The following is a 25,057-nucleotide window of genomic DNA, read 5'->3' on the forward strand; positions in this document are numbered from 1 at the left end:
GCCGAAAGGGAACGGCTTGCCGCCTTTCAGCATGATTTCGGAGGCGTCCGGCGGTTCACCGAACAGGAAAGTAACGTTTTCCCCGTGAAAAACCGTTATAAAGCCCGGGTTTCCGGGGAGTTTGGTTGCACGGGACGTCGAGATGCGTAGGATCACCGCATCGAACGAAATGAGTCGACATAACGCCAGAAAGGGACGGAAATGAACAAGAATGAACTCGTGGCAGCTGTTGCCGAGAAATCGGGCCTCAGCAAGGGTGACGCAACTTCGGCTGTTGAAGCCGTTTTCGAAACCATCACCGGTGAACTCAAGAATGGCGGCGACGTCCGCCTGATCGGCTTCGGCAACTTCACTGTTTCGCGTCGCGAAGCCTCGAAGGGCCGCAACCCGCAGACCGGCAAGGAAGTTGATATTCCTGCACGCAACGTGCCGAAGTTCTCGGCCGGCAAGGGTCTCAAGGACGCCTGCAACTAAGCCTCTTTTGACAAGTGCAAAAGTTGAGAGCCCGGGCGCCTGCGCCCGGGCTTTTTGTTTGCCGGTCCGTCCGTTCCTGTCTGGCAATCCCGCATGCACTTATCCGCGCCTGTCGACGTTTCCTGGCGCTGAACGATGCTGAAAGCCCGGTATCGAGAATTCGCCACAAATGTGATTGACAATGGAACAAAGATAGAACATACATAATACACATAGGGAATTAACAGGAGTTGATCATGACTGCATTTGCCCGTGACATTGCCGCTTTCGTTTCCATGTCCCTGTTTGTGGCGAGCTTCGCCGTTCTTGCCATGGCCTTCTGATTGCGCTGGATTTTTCTGACGTGAACATCTGTTTGAATGGGTTCGGCATGTCCTCTGCCGGGCCCGAATAACCCCCAAGTTGCTGGGGGTGTTGCTGCCCTAAAAGAGGGTGGCTTGAGGCCCCTCCGACGATGTTCGCCATCGCACTGCGGGACCGCGCTGATTTAGCTGCATGTGCTCTGGACTTTACGGTCCGGGTCCTCACAATTGGCCTTTGAGTCTTCGGCTGCACCGGCATGGTGCTGGGCCGCGGATCAGACGGCAGAGGGCAACAATGGCACGCGAAAACAAGTCGGCAAAACTGCTGGCCAATCTGGCCGCAGGAGCGGAGCAGGCGCGGGAGCGCGGCAGGCAGGCTGGCGATCGGGAGAGCGGGAACTGGCCCGGTTTCGTGCATCTGCGGGTGCATTCGGCCTATTCGTTGCTCGAGGGCGCGCTTCCGATCAAGACCCTGATCAAGCGGGCTGTGGCCGATGACCAGCCGGCGCTGGCGATTTCCGATACCAACAATCTGTTCGGCGCACTCGAGTTTTCGATCAAGGCGATGGAAGCCGGCATTCAGCCGCTCATCGGCTGCCAGCTTGATATCGACATGGAAGACGGCCAGTCCGGGGATCGCCGGTCGCACCGCGATAATCTTCAGAAGCGGCCTTCGATCGTGCTGTATGCAGCCACCCCGGCCGGCTATGACCGGCTCGTGGCCCTTGTCAGTCAGGCCTATCTTGGCGGCGACAACACCGACCGGCCTCATATCATGCTGTCATGGCTGCAGCAGGGGGCGGAAGGGATCATCGCGCTCACCGGCGCCGGAGGCGGCCCTGTCGACCAGGCGATACGTGACGCGCACCCAGAACAGGCCAGGGCGCGGCTGGAAAGCCTCAAGCAGGTGTTCGGTGACCGGCTTTACCTCGAGCTGCAGCGCCAGGGTGGCTATGACCGGGCCCATGAAGCCAGGATGATCGCGCTTGCCTACGACGCAGAAGTACCGCTGGTTGCCACGAACGAGGCGTTCTTTCCGACACCTGACGATTTTGAAGCCCATGACGCATTGATGGCTGTGGCCAACAACGCGGTGATGTCGGACGACCGCCGTCCGCGGCTCAGCGTCGACAATTGCCTCAAGTCGCGCGCCGAAATGACCGAATTGTTCGCGGACATTCCGGAGGCTCTCGAAAACACGATAGAAATTGCCCGCCGGTGCAGCGCGATTGTCGAGCGCCGGGCGCCGATCTTGCCGCGCTTTACCGGGGGCGGAGAAGACGATCCGCAGGCAGCACTTGCTGCCGAAGCCGCCGAACTCAGGCGGCAGTCGATCGAGGGGCTGGAGCGCCGGCTGGCAAGGATTGGCCTGGCCGAAGGATATACGCAAGACGATTACCGCGAGCGCTTGAACGTCGAACTCGACATCATCGAGAACATGAAGTTTCCCGGTTACTTCCTGATCGTGGCCGACTTTATCAAATGGGCCAAGGACCACGACATTCCCGTCGGGCCCGGCCGTGGTTCGGGTGCAGGTTCGCTGGTGGCCTATGCGCTTACCATTACGGATGTCGACCCGTTGCGGTTCTCGTTGCTGTTCGAACGCTTTCTCAATCCCGCCCGCGTTTCGATGCCCGACTTCGATATCGATTTTTGCCAGGACCGCCGCGAAGAGGTGATCCGTTACGTGCAAGCCAAGTATGGCCGCGAACAGGTCGGGCAGATCATCACCTTTGGTAGCTTGCAGGCACGCGCGGCGCTGCGCGACGTCGGCCGTGTGCTGGAAATGCCCTACGGGATGGTCGACCGCATCTGCAAGCTGGTGCCCAACAATCCGGCCAACCCGACGCCTCTCGGCAAGGCGATCGAGGAAGAGCCGCGCTTTGCCGAGGAGGTGGACAAGGAACCGGCCATCGGCAGGCTGCTCGATATCGCGCAGAAGCTGGAAGGCCTCTACCGCCACGCCTCGACCCACGCTGCCGGCATCGTGATCGGTGACCGGCCGCTGTCGGAACTGGTGCCGATGTACCGCGATCCGCGCTCGGACATGCCGGTCACCCAGTTCAACATGAAATGGGTTGAGCAGGCCGGCCTGGTCAAGTTCGACTTTCTCGGCCTGAAAACCTTGACGGTGCTGAAAACCGCTGTCGGTTTCATCGCCAAGCGCAACATCACCATCGATCTCGAAGCCTTGCCGCTGGATGACAAGCCCACCTACGAGATGCTCTCGCGCGGCGAGACTGTTGGCGTGTTCCAGGTGGAATCGGCGGGCATGCGCAAGGCGCTGATCGGCATGCGCCCGGACCGGATCGAGGACATCATCGCCCTCGTGGCGCTCTACCGTCCGGGACCGATGGAGAACATCCCGGTCTACAACGCCCGCAAGCATGGCGAGGAAGAGGTCGCATCGATCCATCCCAAGATCGATGGCCTGCTGGCCGAGACCCAGGGCGTGATCGTCTACCAGGAACAGGTGATGCAGATCGCCCAGGTTCTGGCCGGTTACTCGCTCGGCGAAGCCGACCTTCTGCGCCGTGCCATGGGCAAGAAGATCAAGGAGGAGATGGACAAGCAGCGCGCCCGTTTCGTCGAGGGTGCTGTCGAACGCAGCGTTTCCAAACCGCAGGCCGACATGATCTTCGATCTGCTCGCCAAGTTCGCAAACTACGGCTTCAACAAGTCCCACGCCGCCGCCTACGGCATCGTCTCCTACCAGACCGCCTACCTCAAGGCGCATTACCCGGTTGAGTTCCTCGCCGCCTCGATGACGCTCGACATGTCCAACACCGACAAGCTGGTCGATTTCCGGCAGGACGCGCGGCGCCTCGGCATCGAAGTGGTGCCGCCATCGGTGCAGACCAGTTTCCGGCATTTCGAAACCGGCGACAACAAGATCTACTATGCGCTGGCTGCCATCAAGGGCGTCGGCGATGCCGCGGTCGAGCATATTGTCGAGGTGCGCGGTGATACGCCGTTTGCCTCTCTCGAGGATTTCTGCACCCGCATCGACCCGCGCCAGGTCAACCGCCGGGTGCTCGAAAGCCTGATCGCCGCCGGAGCATTTGATTGTTTCGGTCATGACCGTGCCATTCTGAGCGGCGGGCTCGACCGGATTCTTGGCTTTGCCCAGCGCGCCCAGGAAAACCGCATCAGCGGACAGAGCGACATGTTCGGCATCGGTGGTGGTGCGGTCGAGGCGGAAACAATCCAGCTGCCGGCCGCGACGCCCTGGTTGCCTGCGGAAAAACTGCATCGCGAATACCAGGCGCTGGGCTTCTATCTTTCCGCCCATCCGCTTGATTCCTATAATGATCTTCTCGCCAAGATGCGGGTCCAGACCTGGGCCGATTTTTCCCTTGCCGTGAAGGCCGGCGCCACCGCCGGGCGGCTCGCCGGCACCGTGACCAGCAAGCAGGAACGCAAGACCCGCACCGGCAACAAGATGGGTATCGTCGCCTTTTCCGACAGCTCCGGCCAGTATGAGGCCGTGCTGTTTTCGGAAGGCCTGGCGCTCTACCGTGAACTGCTCGAACCGGGCAAGTCGATCGTCATCACCGTCCATGCCGAAGAACGGCCCGAAGGCATCGGGTTGAGAATCCAGACCGCAGATTCGCTTGAGGATCGCGCTGCCCGAGGCCAGTCGGCGCTCAGGGTCTTCATGCGTGATGCACGGCCGCTCAATTCGGTCTCGACCCATTTGAAATCGCGCGGCGAGGGGCAGGTGTCCTTCGTCATGATCAAGGATGATGGCCGCCGCGAAATCGAGGTCACCCTGCCGGATCGCTACAAGATCTCGCCGCAGCTGGCCTCGGCGCTGAAGGCCGCACCCGGCGTGCTGGACGTCGAACTGGTTTAAGGCGCTTCGGGAGGAGGGGGCAGGGCGGCTTAATCCTCGTCCGCCTGCCGCAGCTTGCGTGAGGTTCCGAACGTGTAGCCGGTCTCGACGATGTCGCGGCCGAATTTCTGCCGCACCTTGTCGATGGCACTTTCCGCCACCGCCCGCCGCGCCGCTGCCGGATCGACCAGGTCGGGCGGATCGGCGCGCTCCGCGTCGGTCAGGTCGCTGACCCCGATTCCGATCAGCCGGAACCGGTCCTGCCCGAGTTCGCGTTCGAGCAGGTGCAGGCCGGTGCGGAAGATCCGGTCAGCCAGGATGGTCGGGTCCTCGAGTTTGAAGTTCCGTGTCCGGCTTTTGAAATCGGAGGTCTTGAGCTTCAGTACCACCGTGTGTCCGGCGATCCCCGATGCCTTCAGGCGCGCTGACACCTTCTCCGACAATCGCCTGAGCACCGGCACCAGGTCCTTTGCTTCCGACAGGTCGGAATTGAAGGTGGTTTCGGCAGACACGCTTTTTGCGCCCTCGTTTGCGTGCACGGTGCGGTCGTCCTCGCCCCGCGCCAGATGGTAGAGCCGCTTGCCCATTACCCCGTAGCTGCGCATCAGCGCGGTTTCTTCCATCGTCTGCAGCTGCCCGATGGTGCGGATGCCGTCGCGCTCCAGCGTGGCCGAGAAGGCCTTGCCGACGCCCCAGATCAGCGACACGGGCCTGGGCGCCAGGAACGACAGCGCTTCCTGCTTGCCGATCACCGAAAACCCGCGCGGCTTGTCGAGATCGGAGGCGACCTTGGCGAGGAACTTGCAATAGGACAGCCCGACGGACAGGCTGATGCCGATTTCCGCTTCCACCCGCGCTGCAAAGCGCGCCAGCGTGCGCGCAGGGGTGTCCTTGTGCAGTTTCTCGGTACCGGCGAGATCGAGAAACGCTTCATCGATCGAGATCGGCTGTACCAAGGGCGTGAGTTCCTCCATCATCTGCCGCACTTCTCGCCCGACGCGGACATATTTCTCCATGTCGGGCTTGATCACGACAGCGTCGGGGCAGGCTTCCAGCGCCTTGAACATCGGCATTGCCGAGCGCACGCCATGAATCCGCGCGATGTAGCAGCAGGTGGAGACGACACCGCGCTTGCCGCCGCCGATGATCACCGGCTTGTCGGCCAGCTCCGGATTGTCGCGCTTTTCCACCGTTGCGTAAAACGCATCGCAATCCACATGCGCCAGCGTCAGCTCGTCAATCTCCGCATGCCGTATGATTCTGGGGCTGCCGCATCTCACACAGCGCCGCCCCGCGCCGGCAGGCGTCAGGCAGTCGCGGCAAAAACCGGGAACCGGATCTGGAGGCGGCGGTGATTGGGTCATGGGTTCATGAATGAGAACAAAGGTTGAACATTCTCAGGTTACGCAATAATCTTCAGACTCACAAGCCTGCCAAATCCGCTGGAGCCCGAACTTTTTGACCCTGAACATCCACCCCGTCAGCGCCAGTCTGTGGCCATCGCTCGAAACCCTGTTTGGCCCGCAGGGCGCCTGTTACGGGTGCTGGTGCAGCTATTTCCGGCTGGCGCCGAAACAACGGGAGGTGCTTTCCAGGGATGACCGGAAGCAGCTGTTGAAAGACGCCACCAGCCAGCCTTTGCCGCCCGGCCTGGTCGCGCTCGATGACGGCGTTCCGGTGGGGTGGGTGCAGGTAACGCCACGATCCCATGTGCCGCGCTGGAACACTCCCCGCACGGTGTCACGGCCGCTTGAGGGAGACGACCCGTCCGATCCGGGACTGTGGGCGATTTCCTGCTTCTTCATTCAGTCCAAGCGTCGCGGGCAGGGGATCAGCCACGCCTTGCTGAGCGCTGCGGTGGCCCATGCACGGGACAATGGTGCCCGGGTTGTCGAGGCCTGCCCGATACTCAAGGCCAGTCAGTCGAAATCTGTCGGCCTGTTCGTAGGTTCCGTATCGGTGTTCGAGAAGGCAGGATTTGAGCGTGTTGCCGAACGGAAGCCGGGACGGCCATTGATGCGGCAAGTGCTTGCATGATTTGCCCTGCTGCCTATCTCACAGGGACCGGCGCTGCTTTCGATCGCTCAGCCGGCGGCCTTGTCGAAATGGGCTGTAATCAGCGCTTCGGCATGTGGCCAGTCACGGGCGATCGCGACCCCTTCGCCGGGGTGCGGCGCCAGCGTCCGGAAGTTTTCATTGGCCATCAGGTTGACCAGCAGCGTCTCGGGTACATGTTTGCGCACCGACTGCAGATTGACAAAGATGTCGTCGATAAACACCACCGGCTGGGCCCGCGCACCGTGCAGCGTCTGGACGGCCGGGCCTTTGGGGGATTCCGTCGCAATCATCGGGTAGTCGAAGCCATGCCGGGAGAGCAGAGTTCGCCGCTGCTCCCGGTGGCGTGGCGGCATCGCCGTCAGGAACACGATATCTGCCTGCGCGGACAGCCGCGCCAGGCAGTCTGCCGCTTCCGTCACCGGCGTCTGCCACTCGTCCTGGGCCTGAAAGAATGCTTCGAGCATGGCGCTGACGGTCTCGCCCGGCGTTTCGCTGCCGTCGGCGCGGCTGAAGATGTTGCCATGCAGCCGGAACGAAGTGGGCCGCAACTCGTGGCCATTTTGATCGAGATAGGCCTCGAAGGGGGTGACGAATTCCAGCACCACCTCGTCGATGTCGCACACGATCAGCGGCCGCTCGCCAAGATGGAGATCATCATGTTCGGCATCGGGGATAAGCATCGTCATACCTCTGTGCTGCCGCCCAGGGCCTGGAACGCGCGGGAAATCGTTTCAGGCCTGGTGTCGGTTGCCGCACAGAATGCCAGCAGGGTCGGCTCATGGCTCATCAGAAAGCCCAGAACCCCGGCAAGAAAGCCCGGCTCCTTTGCGGCCTCGCGCAGGCCGGAGGCTTCAAGCCCGGTCAGGGCCAGGAAGCGGCCCATCAGTTCAGGCTCGCCTGCAAGCCAGACCAGCACGGCAATCGCTGTTTCTTCCGCATCCGCCATCACTGTCCTGTCCTTCCGAAATCTCATGCACGGTATTCGAAATGACCGATTACCACTTTTTCAACCTAATGGAACTAAGGTGAGGCTGTTGACCGGTTATGCGGATCAGATTTTGCGTGGACTGGGGCAGCCGGAAGCCGGTGAAATCAACCATTGGTCGTCGGCAACGACAGGGTCTGGCAAGTGTATTGTCTGGCTGGATCGGGAATGGGATCGGGTATGACAAAGCAGGTTATGATTGTTGAGGACAATGAACTCAACATGAAACTCTTCAGGGATCTGATCGAAGCGTCAGGTTACAAGACGATCCAGACCCGCAACGGTCTGGAAGCGATGGATCTTGCCCGCAAGCATCGTCCCGACCTTATCCTGATGGATATCCAGCTTCCCGAGGTTTCCGGTCTCGAGGTCACCAAATGGCTCAAGCAGGACGACGACCTGCATGTCATTCCGATCATTGCCGTTACCGCATTCGCGATGAAGGGGGATGAGGAACGTATCCGCCAGGGTGGTTGCGAGGCCTATATCTCCAAGCCGATCTCGGTGCCCAAGTTCATCGAAACCATCAAGACCTACCTCGGCGATGCGTGAGGGTGGAGAGCTGACATGACCGCGCGCATCCTTGTGGTTGATGACATTCCGGCTAATGTGAAGCTTCTCGAAGCCCGGTTGCTGGCCGAGTATTTCGAAGTTCTGACCGCCGCCGACGGCATGACTGCACTGACAATCTGTGACCAGACGCCGGTCGATTTGATTCTGCTCGACATCATGATGCCGGGTATCGATGGATTTGAGGTCTGTGAACGGCTCAAGCAGAACCCGCGCACCGCCCACATTCCCATTGTCATGGTCACGGCGCTGGATCAGCCGGCGGACCGTGTTCGCGGGCTCAAGGCCGGCGCCGACGATTTTCTGACCAAGCCTGTCAATGACCTGCAGCTGATGACCAGGGTCAAGAGCCTGATCCGCTTCAAGGCGCTGAGTGACGAGTTGCGTCTGCGTGCCGAGACTGCGCGTGGCATGGGGCTGGAAACGCTTCTTGCGCCGCATCAGGGCAAGCTTGATGAACCCGGCATGGTGTTGCTTGTCGAAAGCCGCGCCAACACGCAGGACCGCATGTCGCGGGCCCTGAGCGGTGTTGCGGAGATTACCGCAATCGCCGATCCGCAGGCCGCACTCTTCGAGGCTGCCGACAAGCCTTACGAACTGGTCATCGTGTCCTCGTCGCTCGAGGATTACGATCCGCTGCGGCTTTGCTCCCAGCTGCGCTCGCTCGACCGGACCCGGTTCATCCCGATGCTGGTGGTCGCCGAACAGGGCGAGGAGGATCTCGTGATCCGCGCGCTCGAGCTCGGCGTCAATGACTACCTCCTGCGCCCGCTCGATCCCAACGAACTGGTGGCCCGCAGCGTCACCCAGATCCGCCGCAAGCGTTATTCCGACCGGTTGCGCGCCAGCCTTTCCGAATCGGTCGAGTTCGCCGTGACCGATGCGCTCACCGGCCTCAACAACCGCCGTTATCTCGATACCCACCTGGCAACCCTGGTCGATCGCTCCAATCGCCGCGGACGTCCTTTGTCGGTGCTGATCACCGATATCGATTTCTTCAAGTCCATCAACGATACCCACGGCCACGAGGGCGGTGACGATGTGCTGCGTGAATTTGCCAAGCGCGTGCGCGGGGCAGTGCGCGGCGCCGATCTGGCGTGCCGCTATGGTGGCGAGGAGTTCGTGGTGGTGATGCCGGATACGACATTCGAGATCGCCGCCCAGGTGGCAGAGCGGCTGCGTGATGCCGTTGCCGGCGCCCCCTTCAGGATCGCGGCTTCCGGTGTCGCCGCGCCAGTGACCACCTCGGTGGGCATTGCAACGCTCGAAGCAGATGGCGAAGGCGCCGACTCGTTGCTTCGTCGCGCTGACAAGGCGCTTTACCAGGCCAAGAACAATGGCCGGAACCAGGTTGTCGGACAGGCTGCCTGACTATTTTCTCAATGTTGTTTTGCAAACTGCCCGGGCAATTCAAAAGGCCCGAGCATAGTTTTGTGATCTATGTTTCCGGGCGGATTAATAGTTAAAATTGAATCCAATATTAACCACTATCGGCGACTTGTTGGAAATAGTCTTAAGAAACTATTGATTTTTTACCGCTTTGGGACAAATATTATCCCCACATGCAGTGTTTTGGGACTGCCTTCTTGGCATCCTGCGACAGCAAGAGTTTTCGAATACCCCATGATGTTCAGGTCCGCCGCATCTCCTGGGTCGTGGGGTGGCCGATCGAGACCAAGTGCATTGTGGCATCCTCGTTCCACGCCTTTGTTTCGATCGGCCCTCGACACGAAAAAACCCGCTTCCGGAAGGAGGCGGGTTTTTTTGTCTGCCGTCGAAAATCCTGCCCGAAGGCAGGTAGGCAAGCCAGATTACTTGATCTTGGCTTCCTTGAATTCAACGTGCTTCTTGGCAATCGGGTCGTACTTGGTCTTCACCATCTTGTCGGTGAAGGTACGGCTGTTCTTCTTGGTAACGTAGAAAAAGCCGGTATCGGCAGTCGACAGGAGCTTGATCTTGATTGTGGTCGCCTTGGCCATGGTGTCTTGCCTTCTTCAAAAATGAAGCCGCGGACAGCGCACAAGGCTCCACGGCGAAACTTGCGCGGAAACTACAAAAGCCGCCGGGAAAGTCAAGCCCGTTTTGGCCGCAGCACGATGCGAAACAGCGTCAGGGCCACATAAAGCGCAAAAAAGAACGCCAGCGCCCAGGCAAATCCGTGATCACCGGCAATATCCATGGAGACGCCGATGGTTTGCGGCCCCACCAGCATCCCCAGCGCATAGCAGAATACGAAGGCGGCATTGGCCGACGCCAGGTCCGCACCGTGCAGTTTGTCCCCCAGATGCGCCAGGCCGACCGTATAGAGGCCCGCCACGCTGCCACCCCAGAACAGCAGGATAACAGCCGTCAGCAGCCAGTTGTGGATCAGGAAGGGCAGGGCGAGCGACCCCGCCAGGCCGATGATGGCAAACAGGGACAGAAGTGGGCGCCTGTCCTTCATCCGGTCGGCAATCAGGCCAACCGGGATCTGGAACAGCACATTGCCCAGCCCCATCATCATCAGCAGCAGGGCGCCTTGTGATTCGGTAAAGCCGGTGCGGCTCGCATAGATCGGGAACAGCGACAGCCCGCCCGATTCGACCGCGCCGAAGATGAACACAGCAGCTGTCGCTGTCGGCACCAGGAACACGTAGCGCATGAACGGAAGGTCCGGCTGTGAATCGATCACCGGGTTTTCCTTGCGCGCCATCAGAACCGGGATGACGGCAAGCAGGATGATGCCGGCCCCGATCGCAAACGGCAGCACACCGTCGGACCCGATGACGGAGAAGATCAGCGGCCCGGCCGCAAATCCCAGCGACAGCACCGTCGCGTAGATGCCGAGCACAAGCCCGCGGCGCGACGGCGGGGCGGCGGTGTTGATCCAGAATTCGGAGAGCACGAACAGCACGGTAATGGCGCCGTGGAACACGATCCGCAGCGGAAACCACATCCACAGGGCTTCGGCATAATAAAACCCGAGCGCACTGGCCGCGGCGGCAACGATCGCCAGCACCATCGTGGTAACCACGGTGAGCCGCTGCGCGATCATGGTTGTCAGCGGTGCCGCAACCATCGCCGCCACACCGGCCATCGCCGAGTTCAGGCCGATCATGGTGGATGAAACGCCGCGTTTTTCCAGGATGATGGACAACAGTGGCAGCCCGAGGCCGATGGCGATGCCGACCGCGGTAATGGACGCGACCGCTGCGATCAGGGCTGGCCAGTGGATATCCTCGCGGATCACGGGAGTGCGTGAGGATGAGTTGTCCATCTGGAATTCGCCTTAAATCAATTCGCGAACGAAGCGTCCGTTGCGGGAGTAGTAGAACGGAACCGCTTTGCCAAATGGTAAAGAGGGGTCTTCGTCAAGCGCCTGAACCAGATCGGAGAGAATCACCCGGGTGATCCGGGGCAACGGGTGGCTTTCATGGTCATCAACCGGCAGCCATGTCAGGTCATGCAGTTCATCGCTGTCGCGAACCGCGGATGGATCGAGGTCGAGTTCGTCGCAGAAACAGGCGAAGAACCGGGTGTCGAACCTGCGGGACTGGCCCGGAGGTGTGATTGCGCGGGCCAGGAAGCGGAAATGCGAGACGTCCGGGCACAATGAATCGGCGTGCTGGGAAGGTGTGAGCGAAAGATGCGCCTCTTCCATCATCTCCCGCGCGGCGGCCACGGCCAGGCCGCGGGCCGCATGGTCGCGAAACCGGGCCTGTGTCCGCACCAATAGCTTGTCCAGCACTTCGTTGCGCAAGGGACGGGCAAGCGGCACCCGGTTGTCGCCCGGGTCGCGCCGGCCGCCGGGGAACACGTAGAGATCGGGCATGAAGGCATGAGCCTTGCCGCGCTTTCCCAGAAGCGCGCGGGGCACATCGCCGCTCCGGTCCATCAGGATCAGCGACGCCGCGTCGCGTGGCGCCCGCGTCGGATACCGCTTCTCGCTTGTCCTGGTTTGATGTTCCTCTGTCAGGAGCGCGGTTTTGGCGGTAACGCTGTCGCTCATCGCGCATCCTCGTAGGTGGCATCGGCGAGCAAGGGGTCTTCCGACTCACCGCCAAATCCGTGCATGCGCAATGCCCATTGCAATCCGATGACCCCGCCCTTGATCGGCTGAAGCATCGCCAGCGTCATGACAATCGTCACCGGGATCCAGATCAACAGGTGCTGCCAGCTTTCAAGAACCAGCCAGCTGTCCGTGGCCATGAAGCCCGCGACGACGATATGGCCGACAATGAAGATCGCCAGATAGGCCGGGAAGTCGTCGGCCCGGTGATGGATCATTTCCTCACCGCAGTCCGAACAGGCATCCACCGGCTTCAGATAAGCCCTGAACAGCTTGCCTTCGCCGCAATTGGGGCAGCGACCGAGCAGGCCGCGCTTGACGGCGCGCCAGGTGTCTCTGGGCGCGTCCTGTTGGACATCATGGGCTGCCTTGCCGCCAAATTCGAGCATCTTGTCTCTCCTGGTTCTGACCGGCGCTTGGGACGCCTGTCTTGTCGCCTGGCGCTGTCTCAGCGCCGTCCGCGAGGTGGCCGTGTGCCGGGCTTCTTCGGTGTGCCCCGGCGGGCGCGGCCTGATTTGTGAAACGATCGGGTACCCTTTGGCATTGTCTGCCCTTCGCTCAGCATCTCAAACCGCATTGAGCCTGCCAGCGGGATCACCTCGACCAGCTTGACCTCCACTTCATCCCCCAGACGATACCCCAGTCCGGTCTTCTCACCCGTCAGCGCCTGGTGGGCCTCGTCATAGTGATAATAGTCCAGTCCCAAAGTTGAAACCGGAATAAACCCATCTGCGCCAAATTGAGGCAGGCTCACAAACAGCCCCGATTTGGTCACGCCGGAGACGCGCCCGTCGAAGGCTTCGCCGATGCGCCCGGCCAGGTGGTGCGCGACCAGCCGGTCGACGGTGTCACGCTCTGCGGCCATGGCCCGCCGTTCGGTCGTCGATATCTCTGCGGCAATGCTTTCAAGCGCCGCTTCCTCGTCCGGCGTGATGCCGCCTTCGCCCAGCCCCAAGGCTCCGACCAGCGCGCGATGCACGATCAGGTCCGCATAGCGCCGGATCGGCGAGGTGAAGTGCGCGTACCGCATCAGGTTGAGGCCGAAATGACCGATGTTTTCAGGCGAGTAGATGGCCTGGCTCTGGCTGCGCAGAACCATCTCGTTGACCATGCCCTGGTAGGGCTGGCCAACGGCCTTGGCCAGGATGCCGTTGAAGGCATTGGCCCGGATGGCTGATCCACGCGCCAGCGACAGGCCCAGCGTGCCGAGAAACTCGCGCAGGACTTCCTGCTTTGCCAGCGACGGCTGGTCGTGAACCCGGTAGATCAGCGGTTGCTTGCGTTTCTCCAGCGTTTCGGCTGCCGCGACGTTCGACTGGATCATGAATTCTTCGATCAGCCGGTGGGCGTCGAGCCGTTCGGGGACGATCACCTTGTCGACCTTGCCTTCCGGCGTCAGCAGGATCTTGCGCTCGGGCATGTCCAGATCAAGCGGCTGGCGCCGGTCGCGCTCGCGCTTGAGCACGGCATAGGCCTTCCACAAAGGCTTCAGCACAGTATCAAGCAACGGCCCGGACTTGTCATCGGGATTGCCGTCAATCGCCGCCTGTGCCTGCTGGTAGGACAGTTTGGCGGCGCTCTTCATCATCACCCGGTGAAACTTGTGGCCGACCTTGCGGCCTTCGGCCGAAAACACCATGCGCAGCGCCAGCGCCGGGCGGTCTTCGCCTTCGCGCAGCGAACACAGATCGTTGGAGATCCGCTCGGGCAGCATCGGCACGACGCGGTCGGGGAAATAGGCCGAGTTGCCGCGCTTGAGCGCCTCGCGGTCAAGCGGGGTTCCGGGCCGCACATACCAGGAGACATCGGCAATCGCCACGGTGATGATGATGCCGCCGGGATTGTCCGGGGAGGGATCTTCCTCGGCATAGACCGCGTCGTCATGGTCCTTTGCGTCATGCGGGTCGATGGTGATCAGCGGAACATGCCGCCAGTCTTCACGGCCGGCAAGCGGCGCCGGTTTGGCATTTTCCGCGGCCTCGATCACCTCGGCCGGAAACACGTGTGGAATGCCGTGCGAATGGATGGCGATCATCGAGATCGCCTTTTCGCCCTCCACCGAGCCCAGCACCGCGTGCACCTTGGCGCGGGGAAGCCCCATCCGTCCCAGCTTCGCGGTTTCGACCTCGACCAGGTCGCCGTCCTTGGCGTCGCCGGTGAAATCGGGATCGATTGCAAATTCCTCGCCGCGCCGCTCGATCGGCATCAGCCGGCCGCCACCACCGGGCGTCGAGCGGAAAACCCCGAGGACCAGCCCGTCGCGCCGGTCGAGGATTTTCATGATCCGGGCGGTGTAGCTCGTCCCCTTGCCATGCGTCGACGCGAAGATCCGTGCCAGCACCTTGTCGCCGACACTTGCCGCAGTCGATGGCGAACGGGATTTGCCGCGCTCGCGCCCTGCATTGGACTGGCGCACAGTCACCACGGGTGCGGCGCCGTGATCCTCGAGCCATTCCGCCGGCCGGGCAACCAGGTCGCCATCGCTGTTGCGCATGGTGATTTCGAGCACCGCAACTGCGGGCAGAGTGCCGGGGCGCCTGAGCATCTTGCGGTCGCGCTCGATCAGACCCTCGTCCTCGAGTTCCCGCAAAAGGTCTTTCAACTCGGCCCTGGTATCGCCTTTCAGGCCAAAGGCCTTGGCGATATCGCGCTTTGATGCGCGATCGGGGTTTTCACCAAGGAAACGCAGGATGGTTTCCCTGTCGGGCAGGTCGCCGCGCCGGAAGGCCGGGCGTGCGTCTGCTGCGTTGCCGTCACCCTTGCCGGTTTTCGGCTTGCTGGTCCCGGGTTTGCGGGGAGGGTGTCCCAAATTCAGTCCTTCTTGGCCTTGGAGGCAGCTGGCTTTTTGGCTGCAGCCGGCTTTTTCGCCGCAGCTTTTGGCTTGGCTTTGGCCTTGGTTGCTTTCTTTGCCGGCGCCTTGGTTTTCTTGCCCGAGGCGGCGGCCTTGGCGGCGATCATTTCGAGCGCTTCTTCAACCGTCACTTCAGCCGGAACCTTGTCCTTGGGCAGGGTGGCGTTGATCTTGCCCCAGTTGACATAAGGCCCGTACTTGCCGTCGCGCACGGTGATCGGACCACCATCGGGATGGTCGCCGAGTGCCTTCAGCGCTGTCGGTGTCCCGCGTCCGCGGCCCGGACCCTTGGCCTGTTTCTCCGCGATCACGGTGACCGCGCGGTTGAGGCCGATGGAAAACACGTCTTCCACCGATTCCAGGTTGGCATAGGTGCCGTCATGCAGCACGAACGGTCCGTAACGGCCGATGCCTGCGGAGATCATCTTGCCGGATTCGGGATGCTGGCCAATGTCGCGCGGCAGGCTGAGAAGCGCCATGGCCTTCTCGTGATCGATCGAATCGACCGCCCATCCCTTGGGCAGGCTGGCGCGCTTGGCTTCCTTGCCTTCGCCACGCTGTACATATGGTCCGAAACGGCCGGTGCGCAAGGTGATAGGCTCTTCCGTGTGCGGGTCTTTTCCCAGATCCTTCGGCTCGTTCGAAAGTGATGCTTCGCCTTCCGCACTCGGATCGCTGGACAGCTGGCGGGTGAAGTTGCAATCCGGATAATTCGAACATCCGACAAAGGCGCCGTACTTGCCGAGCTTGAGCGACAGGTTGCCGGTGCCGCAGGTCGGGCAGATCCGTGGATTGGAGCCATCTTCGCGCACCGGGAACACCAGCGGCGCAAGCGCTTCGTTGAGTGCATCGAGCACCTGGGTGACGCGAAGCTCCTTGGTGTCGTCGATATGCTGATGGAACTCGGTCCAGAATTCGCGCAGCACATCCTTCCAGGCCAGCTCGCCCGCCGAAATCCGGTCGAGCTTTTCTTCGAGATCGGCGGTGAAGCCGAATTCGACATAGCGGTTGAAGAAGTTCTCCAGGAACGCGATGACCAGACGGCCCTTGGGTTCAGGGGTCAGCCTGCGATTCTCGATGAGCACATATTCGCGGTCCCTGAGCGTTGCCAGCGTCGAGGCATAAGTCGACGGCCGGCCGATGCCGAGCTCTTCCATCTTCTTGATCAGCGAAGCTTCCGAGTAGCGCGGCGGAGGTTCGGTGAAATGCTGGCTGGCGTTGATCTTGTCCTTTGCCAGTGCTTCCCGCGCATTGATTTCCGGCAGCCGGGTATCATCATCGCCGTCGCCATCGGACTGCTCCCCGTCTTCCTTGGCGTCCGTGTAGGCGGCAATGAAGCCGTCGAAACGGATCACCGAGCCTGTGGCGCGCAGGCCGGCCGTCTTGCCGTCCTTGGAGGCGGTGATGTCCACCGTGGTCCGTTCGATCTCTGCCGAGGCCATCTGGCTGGCGGTGGCGCGTTTCCAGATCAGGTCGTAGAGCTTGAGCTGGTCGGCATCGAGATACTTCTTCAGGTCATCCGGAGCGCGCTCGAAACCGGTCGGGCGGATGGCCTCATGCGCTTCCTGCGCATTCTTCGCCTTGGTCGAGTAGAGGCGCGCCTTTTCAGGTACATAGCGTGCACCGAACCGCGTCTCGATCGCGGTTCTGGCTTCCTCGATCGCTTCGGGCGCCATCTGCACGCCGTCAGTACGCATATAGGTGATCAGACCGACGGTCTCGCCGCCGATGTCGATGCCTTCATAGAGCTTCTGCGCCACCTGCATGGTTCGCGAGGCGTTGAAGCCAAGCTTGGAGGAGGCTGCCTGCTGCAGCGTCGATGTGGTGAAGGGCGGAGAAGGATTGCGCCGGTTCGGCTTGGCTTCGACGCTGTCGGCGACAAACGATGCGCCCTCCAGCATGTCCTTGATCTTGTTGGCGAGCTCCCCGTCGGACACCGACATCTTGGTGATCTTCTCGCCGTCATGCGAGGTCAGCCGTGCGGTGAAACCATCGCCGCGCGGGGTCTTCAGGTCAGCCGAAATCTGCCAGTATTCCTCGGAGACGAAGCGTTCGATCTCGCTTTCGCGGTCGCAGACCAGGCGGAGCGCCACCGATTGAACGCGGCCGGCCGAACGTGCGCCGGGCAGCTTGCGCCACAGAACCGGCGAGAGGTTGAAGCCAACCAGGTAGTCGAGCGCCCGGCGCGCCAGGTAGGCGTCGACCAGTGGCGTGTCGATCTCGCGCGGATTGGCCATCGCATCGAGAACCGATTTCTTGGTGATCGCATTGAAGACGACGCGGGAGACCTTCTTGTCCTTGAGCGCCTTCTTCTTGTTCAGCACTTCCAGCACGTGCCAGGAAATGGCTTCGCCTTCACGATCCGGGTCAGTCGCCAGAATGAGGGAATCGGCGCCCTTGAGCGCTTCGGTGATATCCTTGAGCCGCTTGTTGGAGGCCGTGTCGACCTCCCATTTCATCTCGAAATCCTCGTCGGGAAGCACCGAACCGTCCTTGGCCGGCAAGTCGCGGACGTGGCCGAACGATGCCAGTACCTTGTACCCGCTGCCGAGGTACTTGTTGATCGTTTTTGCCTTCGCAGGCGATTCCACTACCACTACATTCATAAGGTTGCTCGCATTCGGCCGGGTTTTCGGCATGCCGCGCGAATTCGCGCCGTACCGATTTGGCCCACGAAATGTACATCGAAATCGGTGCGGTCAAGCCCATCTTCCGATTTACGGCCATTTCGCAACCCGAATACAACTAAAACGCGATTACAACTGTATTGCAATTTAAGATAACTAAGGTATCGTGTTTTTATGATCTGTGCACCACTCTCCATGAGCCTGGGGACGGTCAACACCAAGGGAGCGTCAATGCAAACCCACCCCTCTCAAGACAAGCTTGAGAAAGCGCGCACTCAGCAAAACATCGCCTATATCAGGCAGATGCTGGGGGAATTGGGTGCCGTTGCACGCAACGAAAATGCCGACATGCTGTGTTATCTGATCGAGATGGCCTATCTTGAGGCAGGAGACGTGCTGGCGGGCTCCAGGCCGCTCAGCGTGGTCGGGCAGCAGAACTAGAGCCGCCCGGAACTTCTAGTCCGCGTCAAAGGCCAGCGACACCATGCCGCCGGGATGCCGGTGCAACCGGCCGGCCAGGTCCAGCTCCAAAAGCACCAGGTAGACGGTTTGTGCCGAAACACCGGTATGCCGGATGATGTCATCCACTTCGGCAGGCGAGGGACCCAGCGCCTCGATTACCCTTGTCCGGTCATCGTCACGCGGCTCCGCAAACGGTGCGCCGTCTTCACTCTCCGGTTCTTCAAGAAAGGGGGCGTCGTCGGGAAACACCCGGCTCGACGGCGCCAGGGCGTCAATCACGTCGCTGCTGCCGGTGGTCAGGATGGCGCCGTCCTTGAGCAGCCCGTTGGTTCCCGCCGCGCGCGGATCGAGCGGCGAACCGGGAACAGCGAACACCAGCCTGCCGAAATCCGCGGCGCGCCGTGCGGTGATCAGCGAGCCCGAGCGCTGCGCGGCCTCGATCACCACAAGCCCCAGCCCGATTCCGGCAATCAGCCGGTTGCGCCGGGGGAAATCCCGCGCCCGCGGTTCCCAGCCCATCGGCATCTCGCTGATCGCCAGGCCGTTGCCGGCGCAGATTTCCTGGTAGAGTTCGTTGTTTTCCGGCGGATAGGGTTGATCCAGGCCACCCGCCAGCGCCGCAATCGTGCCGCTTTCCATACTCGCCCGGTGTGCTGCCGCGTCAATGCCGCGGGCAAAGCCGGAGACGATGGCATAACCCGCGGCGCCAAGTTCCCGCGCCATTCGTGCCGCCATCTTGGCGCCCGAGACCGAGGCATTGCGCGCACCGACAATGCCGACTGAAACCTGCGTTGAAAGCGCCAGGTCGCCGATTGCCGTGATCAGGGGCGGTGCGCCGTCGATGCGCCGCAGCGCCGGCGGATAGTCTGGTTCGCCAATGCCGATGAAGACGGCGCCGAATTTCTGTGCCGCCTCCAGTTCGCGTTCTGCATCATCGATACTGGCCACCCGGATCGCGCGTGCCGATCCGCCGCGCCGCGACAGTTCCGGCAGTTGCGCGATGGCTGTTTCGGCCGAACCGAAATGATTGATCAGGTCGCGAAAGGTTGCCGGGCCGACATTGTCCGAGCGGATCAGCCGCAGCCAGTTCAGTCGCTGGCGATCGGAAAGGGGGACGCCGCGTCTCCCTTCGTCGCCGGCAGGCATCAGCCCTTGTCCCCGATCCGGCTTTCTGTGCCGGAAAGCAGACGGCGGATGTTCTGGTGGTGTTTGAGGATGGTGATCAGCGACATCACCACGAACAGCGATCCAACCTCCGGCTTGCCATACATATAGAGAGCGGCCGGAACCACCACGGCGGCAGCCAGTGCCGCCAGCGAGGAATAGCGGAACAGCTTGGCCATACCGAGCCAGACGGCGGCGAACACCAGCACCATCAGCGGTGCAAGCCCGAGCAGCACGCCCAGATAGGTCGCAACGCCCTTGCCGCCCTTGAATTTCAGCCAGACCGGGTAAAGGTGGCCCAGAAAGGCACCCAGACCGGCGATCAGCGCGGCCTCCATGCCGAGGAAATGGCGTGCAGCCACGACCGCAACCGTTCCCTTCAGCGCATCGGCGAGCAAGGTCGCCGCGGCAAGCTTCTTGTTGCCGGTGCGCAACACGTTGGTTGCGCCGATATTGCCCGAACCGATGCTGCGCACATCACCAAGCCCGGCCATGCGGGTCAGGAGCAGGCCGAACGGGATCGAGCCGCAAAGATAGCCAAACAGCAGGGAACCAAGCATCAGGGGAGCGGACAGCGTCCATTGGATCATATCAGGCACGGCGCGTTCTTCCTCCCACGACCCCGGTTGGCTGGCGTTCCCGGCCGTTCTCAGGCCCGGTAAACTGTGACACCTGCAACCATGGTTTGCAATACTTTGCCGGTAAACCGGGCGTCCTCGAACGCGCTGTTCTTGGACCTTGAAACGATATCGTCCTTGGAAAGCACCCAAGGATATTCGGGGTCGACGAGCGCGATGTCGGCGCGCGCGCCGGTTTTCAGCGTTCCCGCGTCAAGCCCGAGGATCTGCGCCGGGCGGGTGGACATGGCGTCCACCAGCCGCATCAGCGGAACATCGCCTGAATGGTAAAGCCTCAGTGCCGCCGCCAGCAGGGTTTCAAGCCCGATTGCACCGTTCTCGGCGTCCGCGAAGGGAAGGCGCTTGGTGTCGACGTCCTGCGGGTCATGCGCCGACACGATGATGTCGATGGCGCCGTCAGCCAGCGCCTCGACCATCGCCCGGCGGTCGTCCTCGGTCCGCAGTGGCGGCGACAGCCGGAAGAAGGTGCGATACTCGCCGATATCGGTTTCGTTGAGCGTGAGGTGATTGATCGAGATCCCGGCGGTGACATCAAGCCCGCGTGCCTTGGCTGCGCGAATGATCTCGGCGGATTCGGGCACCGAAATGCTCATCGCGTGATAGCGCGAGCGGGTCAGCGCCGCCAGCCGCAGATCGCGTTCCAGCGGTATGATTTCGGCTTCGCGCGGGATGCCGGGCAATCCCAGCCAGCTCGCGAACAGGCCTTCGTTCATCACCCCTGCGCCGCCCAGTTGCCGGTCCTGCGTCGCCATCGCGATCACCGCGTTGAAATCGCGCGCATAGGTCATCGCCCGCCGCATCACCGCCGGATTGTCGACCGTATGCCGGCCATTGCTCAGCATCACCGCGCCGGCCTCGAAAAGCAGGCCGAATTCGGTCATTTCCTCGCCGTTGAGCCTCTTGGTCAGGGCCGCGGCCGGGTAGACGCGGACAATCGCCTCGTCACGCGCCAGCCGCTGGACGAAATCGACCAGCGCCACGTCGTCGATCACCGGGTCCGTGTCGGGCATCATGATGATCGAGGTCACCCCGCCCTTGGCCGCAGCCCGGCTGGCCGAGGCGATGGTCTCGCGGTGCTCGGCACCCGGTTCGCCAATATGCACGCAGGCGTCGACCAGCCCGGGAATGGCGATCAGGCCGCTGCAATCCTCGATCTCGGCGTCGGAAGCAATTGCGAATTCGGCAGCTTTCGCACCACAGGCAGCGATCTTGCCGTCGACAATGACGATGTCGCCGGTTTCGTCCATGTCCGTCGAGGGATCGACAATTCTTACATTCCGGAGAACTCTCGAAGTCATCGGGCAAGCTCCCCGTGCAGCATCAGCGTCTCCATCACGGCCATTCGCACCGCGACCCCCATCTCGACCTGCTGCTCGATAACGCTTTGTGGCCCGTCGGCAATGTCGGAGGCGATCTCAACGCCGCGGTTCATCGGTCCCGGATGCATCACCAGCGCATCCTCCTTCGCGGACTTGAGCTTTTCGGCGTCGAGACCGTAATAGCGGAAATACTCGCGCACCGAGGGCACGAACGAACCCGCCATGCGTTCGCGTTGCAGCCGCAGCATCATCACCACGTCCGCATCCTTGAGCCCTTCATCCATGCGCCGGAACACCTCCACGCCCATGTCCTCTATACCGGACGGAAGCAGCGTCGAGGGGGCAACCACCCGGACCCGCGCGCCAAGCGCGTTGAGCAGCAGGATGTTGGACCGGGCGACGCGCGAATGCAGCACGTCGCCGCAGATGGCGACGATCAGGCGGCCGACCTTGCCCTTGGCGCGGCGGATGGTCAGCGCATCAAGCAGTGCCTGTGTCGGGTGTTCATGCGCGCCGTCGCCGGCATTGATCACCGGGCAGCCCACTTTCTGAGACAACAGCGCCACGGCGCCCGCGGAAGAATGCCGCACCACCAGCACGTCGGGCCGCATGGCGTTGAGCGTCATCGCCGTGTCGACCAGCGTTTCGCCCTTCTTGACGCTCGAATTGGCAACCGACATGTTCATCACGTCCGCGCCAAGCCGTTTGCCGGCCAGCTCGAACGAAGCCTGGGTCCGTGTCGAATTCTCGAAGAAAAGGTTGATCTGGGTCAGGCCGCGCAATGTGGTGGTCTTTTTTTCGCGCTGGCGGGAGATTTTGACCGCTTCGTCCGCCTGATCGAGCAAATAGTGGATGTCCGGCTCCGAAAGCCCCTTGATTCCGAGCAGGTGGCGGTGCGGAAATGACATCATGCGTCCCATCGGGTTGAGGTCTTTGCCGGTCTATAGAAAGGTTCTGGGGCAGGGGCAAGCTTGCCGGGGCCTCAAATGCGCGATGTCCCCATGCAAAACCGCGCGAATCCCTGTAAGCGAGGTTCGATGAGCCCTATTCAAGCCTTTGGCCACCAGGCCGACAATCAAAGCCCGCCCTTTTCCGGGCACAACGCCTATCGCTCCGATCCGTTGCTGAAGGACATCGCGGCCGACATGCCGCGCGCGCTCCGCATCGATTTCGAAACGGTCGGCAAGTTCGTGGCATCGGCCGAAGCGCAGGATCTTGCGCGCATCGCCAACCGCTCCGTGCCCGAGCTCAGGACCCATGACGGTTATGGCAACCGCATCGACCAGGTCGATTTCCATCCCAGCTGGCACGCGCTGATGCGCCGGAGTGTGGCTGGGGGGCTGCAGGGCTCGGTCTGGGAAGGCAAGCGCGAGGAGGCGGGCTATGCGCACCAGGCCCGCGCCATCCGCTTTTTCCTTACCGCCGGTCTCGAATGCGGCCATTTGTGCCCGCTGACCATGACCAATGCCTCGATTGCCGCGATCATGGCCTCGCCGCGCATCGAGAAGGCCTGGGCGCCGCAGGTGGTCTCGCGCCGGTATGATTCAAGCCACCGTCCGGCGATGCAGAAATCCGGCGTGACCATCGGCATGGGCATGACCGAAAAGCAGGGCGGCACCGATGTGCGCGCCAACCAGAGTGTCGCGACCCGCGCGGGCGAGGGGGTCTACCGGCTGTCGGGCCACAAATGGTTCCTGTCAGCACCGATGTCCGACGCCTTCGTCATGCTGGCCCAGACCGGTGGCGACGCTGGCGGCGAACTCAGCTGCTTTCTGGTGCCGCGCATTCTCGAAGACGGCAGTCTCAACGGTCTTCGCCTGCAGCGCCTGAAAGACAAGCTCGGCAATCGCTCCAACGCCTCCTCCGAGGTTGAGTTCAGCGACACGTTCGGCTTTCTGCTCGGTGGCGAAGGCGAGGGCGTGCGCACCATTCTCGACATGGTGACGCTGACCCGGCTCGATTGCGCGCTGGCCTCGGCCGGCATGATGCGCGCCAGCCTGGCTGAAGCCGTGCACCATTGCCGCCACCGGCGGGTGTTTGGCGAGTTGCTGATCGACCAGCCTTTGATGGTACGTGTGCTGGCCGATCTGGCGCTTGAGACAGCCGCGGCTACCGCGCTGTCTCTGCGTCTGGCGCGCGCCTTCGACAAGGCCCGCGACAACCCCTCCGAGGCGGCAATCGCCCGGCTCCTGACCCCGGTGGTCAAGTACTGGGTCTGCAAGATCGCGCCATCGGTCATCTATGAGGTGATGGAGTGCATGGGCGGCAATGGCTATGTCGAGGAACGCGCGGTCGCCCGGCACTACCGCGAAGCCCCGGTCAACGCCATCTGGGAAGGCTCGGGCAACGTCATGGCGCTCGATGTCTTGCGCGTACTCACACGCGGCCGCGACCTCTGCGAAGTCGCGCTCGAGAGCATCAACAAGGATCTCGGCGCCGCGGGCCCGCGCACCGTGGACGTGCTGCGCGCCTGCATGGCGGTGGCCGAACGCGATGAGGGGGCTGCGCGACTGTTGACCGAGCAACTGGCGCTGGCTGCCGCTGCCGCCGAACTGACCCGTCTGGGATCAGGCCACGTGGCCGAAGCCTTTGTCGAAACCCGGCTCGGCGGCGCCTGGCGCTCGACCTATGGCATGCTCGATGCCCGCTTCGATGCGCGCCAGATCGTCGATCTGCTCTATCCGCCGGCAGCCTGAGCGGCTGCGATCAACCCGGAAGCCCACATCACCGCCGGGATTGTCAGGAAGGAGGCCACCGTCTGCACGGTGGTCACGGCGGCATAAAGCGGTGCATCGCCGCCCATCTGCCGCGCCAGCAGGTAGCCGTTCATCGCCGTGGGCACGGCCGCGCAGAGCGCCAGGATGATCAGCGATTCGCCGCCAAGGCCGAAGACCACCGCCAGCGCCACCATGATGGCCGGGAACGCGATCAGTTTGAGCGCAACAGGCACCAGCACCGCCGGGCGGGGGCGAAGCGCGTCGTTGAGTTTGAGACCCGCGCCGACCATCAGCAGCCCGAGCCCCAGGGAAGCACGGGCGATCAGGTCGACCGCCTGCTCGAACGGTGGGTACATTCCGAAGGGCAGGGCATTGACGACGATGCCTGCGACGCAGCCAAGAATCAGTGGATTGCCGGCTATCCGCTTGACCAGGGTAAGGGCGCTGCGGCCGCCGGTTCCGTACCAGACCAGCATGGCCACATTGATGAAGTTGAGCGGGATGACGAGCAGCGCCATGACCAGTGCAACAAGAGCCAGTCCGCTCACGCCGGTCATTTTCTCCGCAATCGCCAACGCCACGAACGCATTCCACCGCGAAGATGTCTGAAACAGCGTCGTGTAGCTCGCATTTGTCATGCCCAGTGCCCGTGCCAGCGGGTGCAGCGCCAGCAAAAAAACAGTCATGACCGCGACGGCGAGCAGCGACACAATCGCGACGGTGCCCAGTTCGATGCCGGAATAGTCGGCCTTGGCCAGGGTGAGAAACAGCAAAAACGGGAAGAACAGGTAGTAGCCCAGCGTTTCCAGACCCGGCCAGACGCTCTGGTCGATGAACGGGACCCGACGCAGGACAATGCCGAGAAGCACGATCAGGAAAATCGGCAGGATGCTTTCGAATATGGGGATCATGGGTACCGCCGGATGGATTGCGCCCTCTCATAAGCGGCTAAAGTGCGTTGGGCAATGGCGGCTGTTAACCTTAACAAATGGTTTACATTGCGTGAC

Annotated in this window: 21 protein-coding genes; 7 read left to right on the top strand and 14 right to left on the bottom strand. The window is 62.1% G+C overall.

All coding sequences use genetic code 11. The features are described 5' to 3' along the window. The first annotated feature begins 201 nt into the window (after nucleotides 1-201). Together hupB and dnaE are read left to right on the top strand one after the other, a co-directional pair. Nucleotides 202-474, top strand: coding sequence for a DNA-binding protein HupB (hupB, locus tag WNY80_RS13660; RefSeq protein ID WP_152009162.1), 273 nt, complete (start codon nucleotides 202-204; stop codon nucleotides 472-474). A 597-nt stretch (nucleotides 475-1,071) separates the two neighbouring features. After that, on the top strand, nucleotides 1,072-4,632 hold the full coding sequence (dnaE, locus tag WNY80_RS13665) for a DNA polymerase III subunit alpha (protein WP_342887927.1): 3,561 nt from the start codon (nucleotides 1,072-1,074) through the stop codon (nucleotides 4,630-4,632). 29 nt (nucleotides 4,633-4,661) lie between these two features. Here the strand turns inward: dnaE and WNY80_RS13670 are convergent, their stop codons facing one another. Then, nucleotides 4,662-5,975 (bottom strand): DNA polymerase IV, encoded by a 1,314-nt coding sequence (locus tag WNY80_RS13670; protein WP_342887928.1) that lies wholly within the window; start codon nucleotides 5,973-5,975, stop codon nucleotides 4,662-4,664. Between the two features lie 94 nt (nucleotides 5,976-6,069). Between WNY80_RS13670 and WNY80_RS13675 the strand changes: the two genes are divergently transcribed. Next, complete coding sequence (locus WNY80_RS13675; RefSeq protein ID WP_342887929.1) at nucleotides 6,070-6,648, top strand: GNAT family N-acetyltransferase; 579 nt, start codon at nucleotides 6,070-6,072, stop codon at nucleotides 6,646-6,648. A gap of 47 nt (nucleotides 6,649-6,695) precedes the next feature. Here WNY80_RS13675 and WNY80_RS13680 read toward each other — a convergent pair whose 3' ends face one another. Then, the gene (locus WNY80_RS13680; protein ID WP_342887930.1) at nucleotides 6,696-7,355 is read right to left on the bottom strand and encodes a hypothetical protein; all 660 of its coding nucleotides are present in this window, start codon (nucleotides 7,353-7,355) and stop codon (nucleotides 6,696-6,698) included. Continuing rightward, nucleotides 7,352-7,615 (bottom strand): DUF3572 domain-containing protein, encoded by a 264-nt coding sequence (locus WNY80_RS13685; protein ID WP_342888007.1) that lies wholly within the window; start codon nucleotides 7,613-7,615, stop codon nucleotides 7,352-7,354. The genes WNY80_RS13680 and WNY80_RS13685 overlap by 4 nt, the downstream gene beginning before the upstream one ends. A 219-nt stretch (nucleotides 7,616-7,834) precedes the next feature. On the opposite strand from WNY80_RS13685, the gene WNY80_RS13690 reads away from it, so the two are divergent. Next, nucleotides 7,835-8,206, top strand: coding sequence for a response regulator (locus tag WNY80_RS13690; RefSeq protein WP_152009157.1), 372 nt, complete (start codon nucleotides 7,835-7,837; stop codon nucleotides 8,204-8,206). A gap of 15 nt (nucleotides 8,207-8,221) precedes the next feature. Continuing rightward, nucleotides 8,222-9,595, top strand: coding sequence for a PleD family two-component system response regulator (locus WNY80_RS13695; protein WP_342887931.1), 1,374 nt, complete (start codon nucleotides 8,222-8,224; stop codon nucleotides 9,593-9,595). A gap of 440 nt (nucleotides 9,596-10,035) precedes the next feature. On the opposite strand, the gene rpmG is transcribed toward WNY80_RS13695, so the two are convergent. From rpmG to topA, 6 genes are all read right to left on the bottom strand, one after another. Continuing rightward, on the bottom strand, nucleotides 10,036-10,203 hold the full coding sequence (rpmG, locus tag WNY80_RS13700) for a 50S ribosomal protein L33 (protein WP_007197024.1): 168 nt from the start codon (nucleotides 10,201-10,203) through the stop codon (nucleotides 10,036-10,038). 92 nt (nucleotides 10,204-10,295) lie between these two features. Next, complete coding sequence (locus WNY80_RS13705) at nucleotides 10,296-11,480, bottom strand: MFS transporter (RefSeq protein ID WP_342887932.1); 1,185 nt, start codon at nucleotides 11,478-11,480, stop codon at nucleotides 10,296-10,298. Nucleotides 11,481-11,492: 12 nt separating this feature from the next. Beyond that, nucleotides 11,493-12,212 carry an NUDIX hydrolase gene (locus WNY80_RS13710; protein ID WP_342887933.1) on the bottom strand — a complete coding sequence of 240 codons (720 nt, stop codon included), beginning with the start codon at nucleotides 12,210-12,212 and terminating at the stop codon, nucleotides 11,493-11,495. Further along, a complete protein-coding gene (locus WNY80_RS13715; RefSeq protein ID WP_342887934.1) occupies nucleotides 12,209-12,661 on the bottom strand; it encodes a DUF983 domain-containing protein in 453 nt (150 codons plus the stop codon). The genes WNY80_RS13710 and WNY80_RS13715 overlap by 4 nt, the downstream gene beginning before the upstream one ends. A gap of 59 nt (nucleotides 12,662-12,720) precedes the next feature. Continuing rightward, nucleotides 12,721-14,982, bottom strand: coding sequence for a ribonuclease R (gene rnr, locus WNY80_RS13720; RefSeq protein WP_342888008.1), 2,262 nt, complete (start codon nucleotides 14,980-14,982; stop codon nucleotides 12,721-12,723). A gap of 101 nt (nucleotides 14,983-15,083) precedes the next feature. After that, nucleotides 15,084-17,729 carry a type I DNA topoisomerase gene (gene topA, locus WNY80_RS13725; RefSeq protein ID WP_342887935.1) on the bottom strand — a complete coding sequence of 882 codons (2,646 nt, stop codon included), beginning with the start codon at nucleotides 17,727-17,729 and terminating at the stop codon, nucleotides 15,084-15,086. A gap of 252 nt (nucleotides 17,730-17,981) precedes the next feature. Between topA and WNY80_RS13730 the strand changes: the two genes are divergently transcribed. Then, entirely contained in the window at nucleotides 17,982-18,191 is a 210-nt protein-coding gene (locus WNY80_RS13730; protein ID WP_342887936.1) for a hypothetical protein, read from the top strand. A 15-nt stretch (nucleotides 18,192-18,206) separates the two neighbouring features. Here WNY80_RS13730 and dprA read toward each other — a convergent pair whose 3' ends face one another. The 4 genes from dprA to WNY80_RS13750 are packed head-to-tail and all read right to left on the bottom strand — an operon-like array spanning nucleotide 18,207 to nucleotide 22,244. Then, on the bottom strand, nucleotides 18,207-19,358 hold the full coding sequence (gene dprA / locus WNY80_RS13735) for a DNA-processing protein DprA (protein WP_342887937.1): 1,152 nt from the start codon (nucleotides 19,356-19,358) through the stop codon (nucleotides 18,207-18,209). Next, nucleotides 19,358-19,966, bottom strand: coding sequence for a glycerol-3-phosphate 1-O-acyltransferase PlsY (gene plsY, locus WNY80_RS13740; protein WP_342888009.1), 609 nt, complete (start codon nucleotides 19,964-19,966; stop codon nucleotides 19,358-19,360). The genes dprA and plsY overlap by 1 nt, the downstream gene beginning before the upstream one ends. 59 nt (nucleotides 19,967-20,025) lie before the next feature. Further along, nucleotides 20,026-21,312, bottom strand: coding sequence for a dihydroorotase (locus tag WNY80_RS13745; protein WP_342887938.1), 1,287 nt, complete (start codon nucleotides 21,310-21,312; stop codon nucleotides 20,026-20,028). After that, nucleotides 21,309-22,244: an aspartate carbamoyltransferase catalytic subunit gene (locus WNY80_RS13750; protein WP_342887939.1), complete on the bottom strand. Its 936-nt coding sequence runs from the start codon at nucleotides 22,242-22,244 to the stop codon at nucleotides 21,309-21,311. Before WNY80_RS13750 ends, WNY80_RS13745 begins: the two co-directional genes overlap by 4 nt. 126 nt (nucleotides 22,245-22,370) lie before the next feature. Between WNY80_RS13750 and WNY80_RS13755 the strand changes: the two genes are divergently transcribed. Continuing rightward, nucleotides 22,371-24,029 carry an acyl-CoA dehydrogenase family protein gene (locus WNY80_RS13755; RefSeq protein WP_342887940.1) on the top strand — a complete coding sequence of 553 codons (1,659 nt, stop codon included), beginning with the start codon at nucleotides 22,371-22,373 and terminating at the stop codon, nucleotides 24,027-24,029. On the opposite strand, the gene WNY80_RS13760 is transcribed toward WNY80_RS13755, so the two are convergent. After that, a complete protein-coding gene (locus WNY80_RS13760; RefSeq protein WP_342887941.1) occupies nucleotides 24,011-24,961 on the bottom strand; it encodes an AEC family transporter in 951 nt (316 codons plus the stop codon). The genes WNY80_RS13755 and WNY80_RS13760 overlap by 19 nt on opposite strands. Between the last annotated feature and the right edge of the window lie 96 nt (nucleotides 24,962-25,057).

It is taken from the genome of Hoeflea sp. AS16 (assembly GCF_038900095.1).
Classification (GTDB): domain Bacteria; phylum Pseudomonadota; class Alphaproteobacteria; order Rhizobiales; family Rhizobiaceae; genus Hoeflea.

Coding starts and splice junctions, on each gene's coding strand:
- WNY80_RS13755 (WP_342887940.1), top strand. CDS start 22,371: ATGAGCCCTATTCAAGCCTTTGGCCACCAGGCCGACAATCAAAGCCCG.
- topA (WP_342887935.1), bottom strand. CDS start 17,729: ATGAATGTAGTGGTAGTGGAATCGCCTGCGAAGGCAAAAACGATCAAC.
- rpmG (WP_007197024.1), bottom strand. CDS start 10,203: ATGGCCAAGGCGACCACAATCAAGATCAAGCTCCTGTCGACTGCCGAT.
- WNY80_RS13730 (WP_342887936.1), top strand. CDS start 17,982: ATGCAAACCCACCCCTCTCAAGACAAGCTTGAGAAAGCGCGCACTCAG.
- WNY80_RS13705 (WP_342887932.1), bottom strand. CDS start 11,480: ATGGACAACTCATCCTCACGCACTCCCGTGATCCGCGAGGATATCCAC.
- WNY80_RS13760 (WP_342887941.1), bottom strand. CDS start 24,961: ATGATCCCCATATTCGAAAGCATCCTGCCGATTTTCCTGATCGTGCTT.
- WNY80_RS13745 (WP_342887938.1), bottom strand. CDS start 21,312: ATGACTTCGAGAGTTCTCCGGAATGTAAGAATTGTCGATCCCTCGACG.
- WNY80_RS13715 (WP_342887934.1), bottom strand. CDS start 12,661: ATGCTCGAATTTGGCGGCAAGGCAGCCCATGATGTCCAACAGGACGCG.
- plsY (WP_342888009.1), bottom strand. CDS start 19,966: ATGATCCAATGGACGCTGTCCGCTCCCCTGATGCTTGGTTCCCTGCTG.
- WNY80_RS13670 (WP_342887928.1), bottom strand. CDS start 5,975: ATGACCCAATCACCGCCGCCTCCAGATCCGGTTCCCGGTTTTTGCCGC.
- WNY80_RS13690 (WP_152009157.1), top strand. CDS start 7,835: ATGACAAAGCAGGTTATGATTGTTGAGGACAATGAACTCAACATGAAA.
- dnaE (WP_342887927.1), top strand. CDS start 1,072: ATGGCACGCGAAAACAAGTCGGCAAAACTGCTGGCCAATCTGGCCGCA.
- WNY80_RS13710 (WP_342887933.1), bottom strand. CDS start 12,212: ATGAGCGACAGCGTTACCGCCAAAACCGCGCTCCTGACAGAGGAACAT.
- dprA (WP_342887937.1), bottom strand. CDS start 19,358: ATGCCTGCCGGCGACGAAGGGAGACGCGGCGTCCCCCTTTCCGATCGC.
- WNY80_RS13685 (WP_342888007.1), bottom strand. CDS start 7,615: ATGGCGGATGCGGAAGAAACAGCGATTGCCGTGCTGGTCTGGCTTGCA.
- WNY80_RS13750 (WP_342887939.1), bottom strand. CDS start 22,244: ATGATGTCATTTCCGCACCGCCACCTGCTCGGAATCAAGGGGCTTTCG.
- WNY80_RS13680 (WP_342887930.1), bottom strand. CDS start 7,355: ATGACGATGCTTATCCCCGATGCCGAACATGATGATCTCCATCTTGGC.
- WNY80_RS13695 (WP_342887931.1), top strand. CDS start 8,222: ATGACCGCGCGCATCCTTGTGGTTGATGACATTCCGGCTAATGTGAAG.
- hupB (WP_152009162.1), top strand. CDS start 202: ATGAACAAGAATGAACTCGTGGCAGCTGTTGCCGAGAAATCGGGCCTC.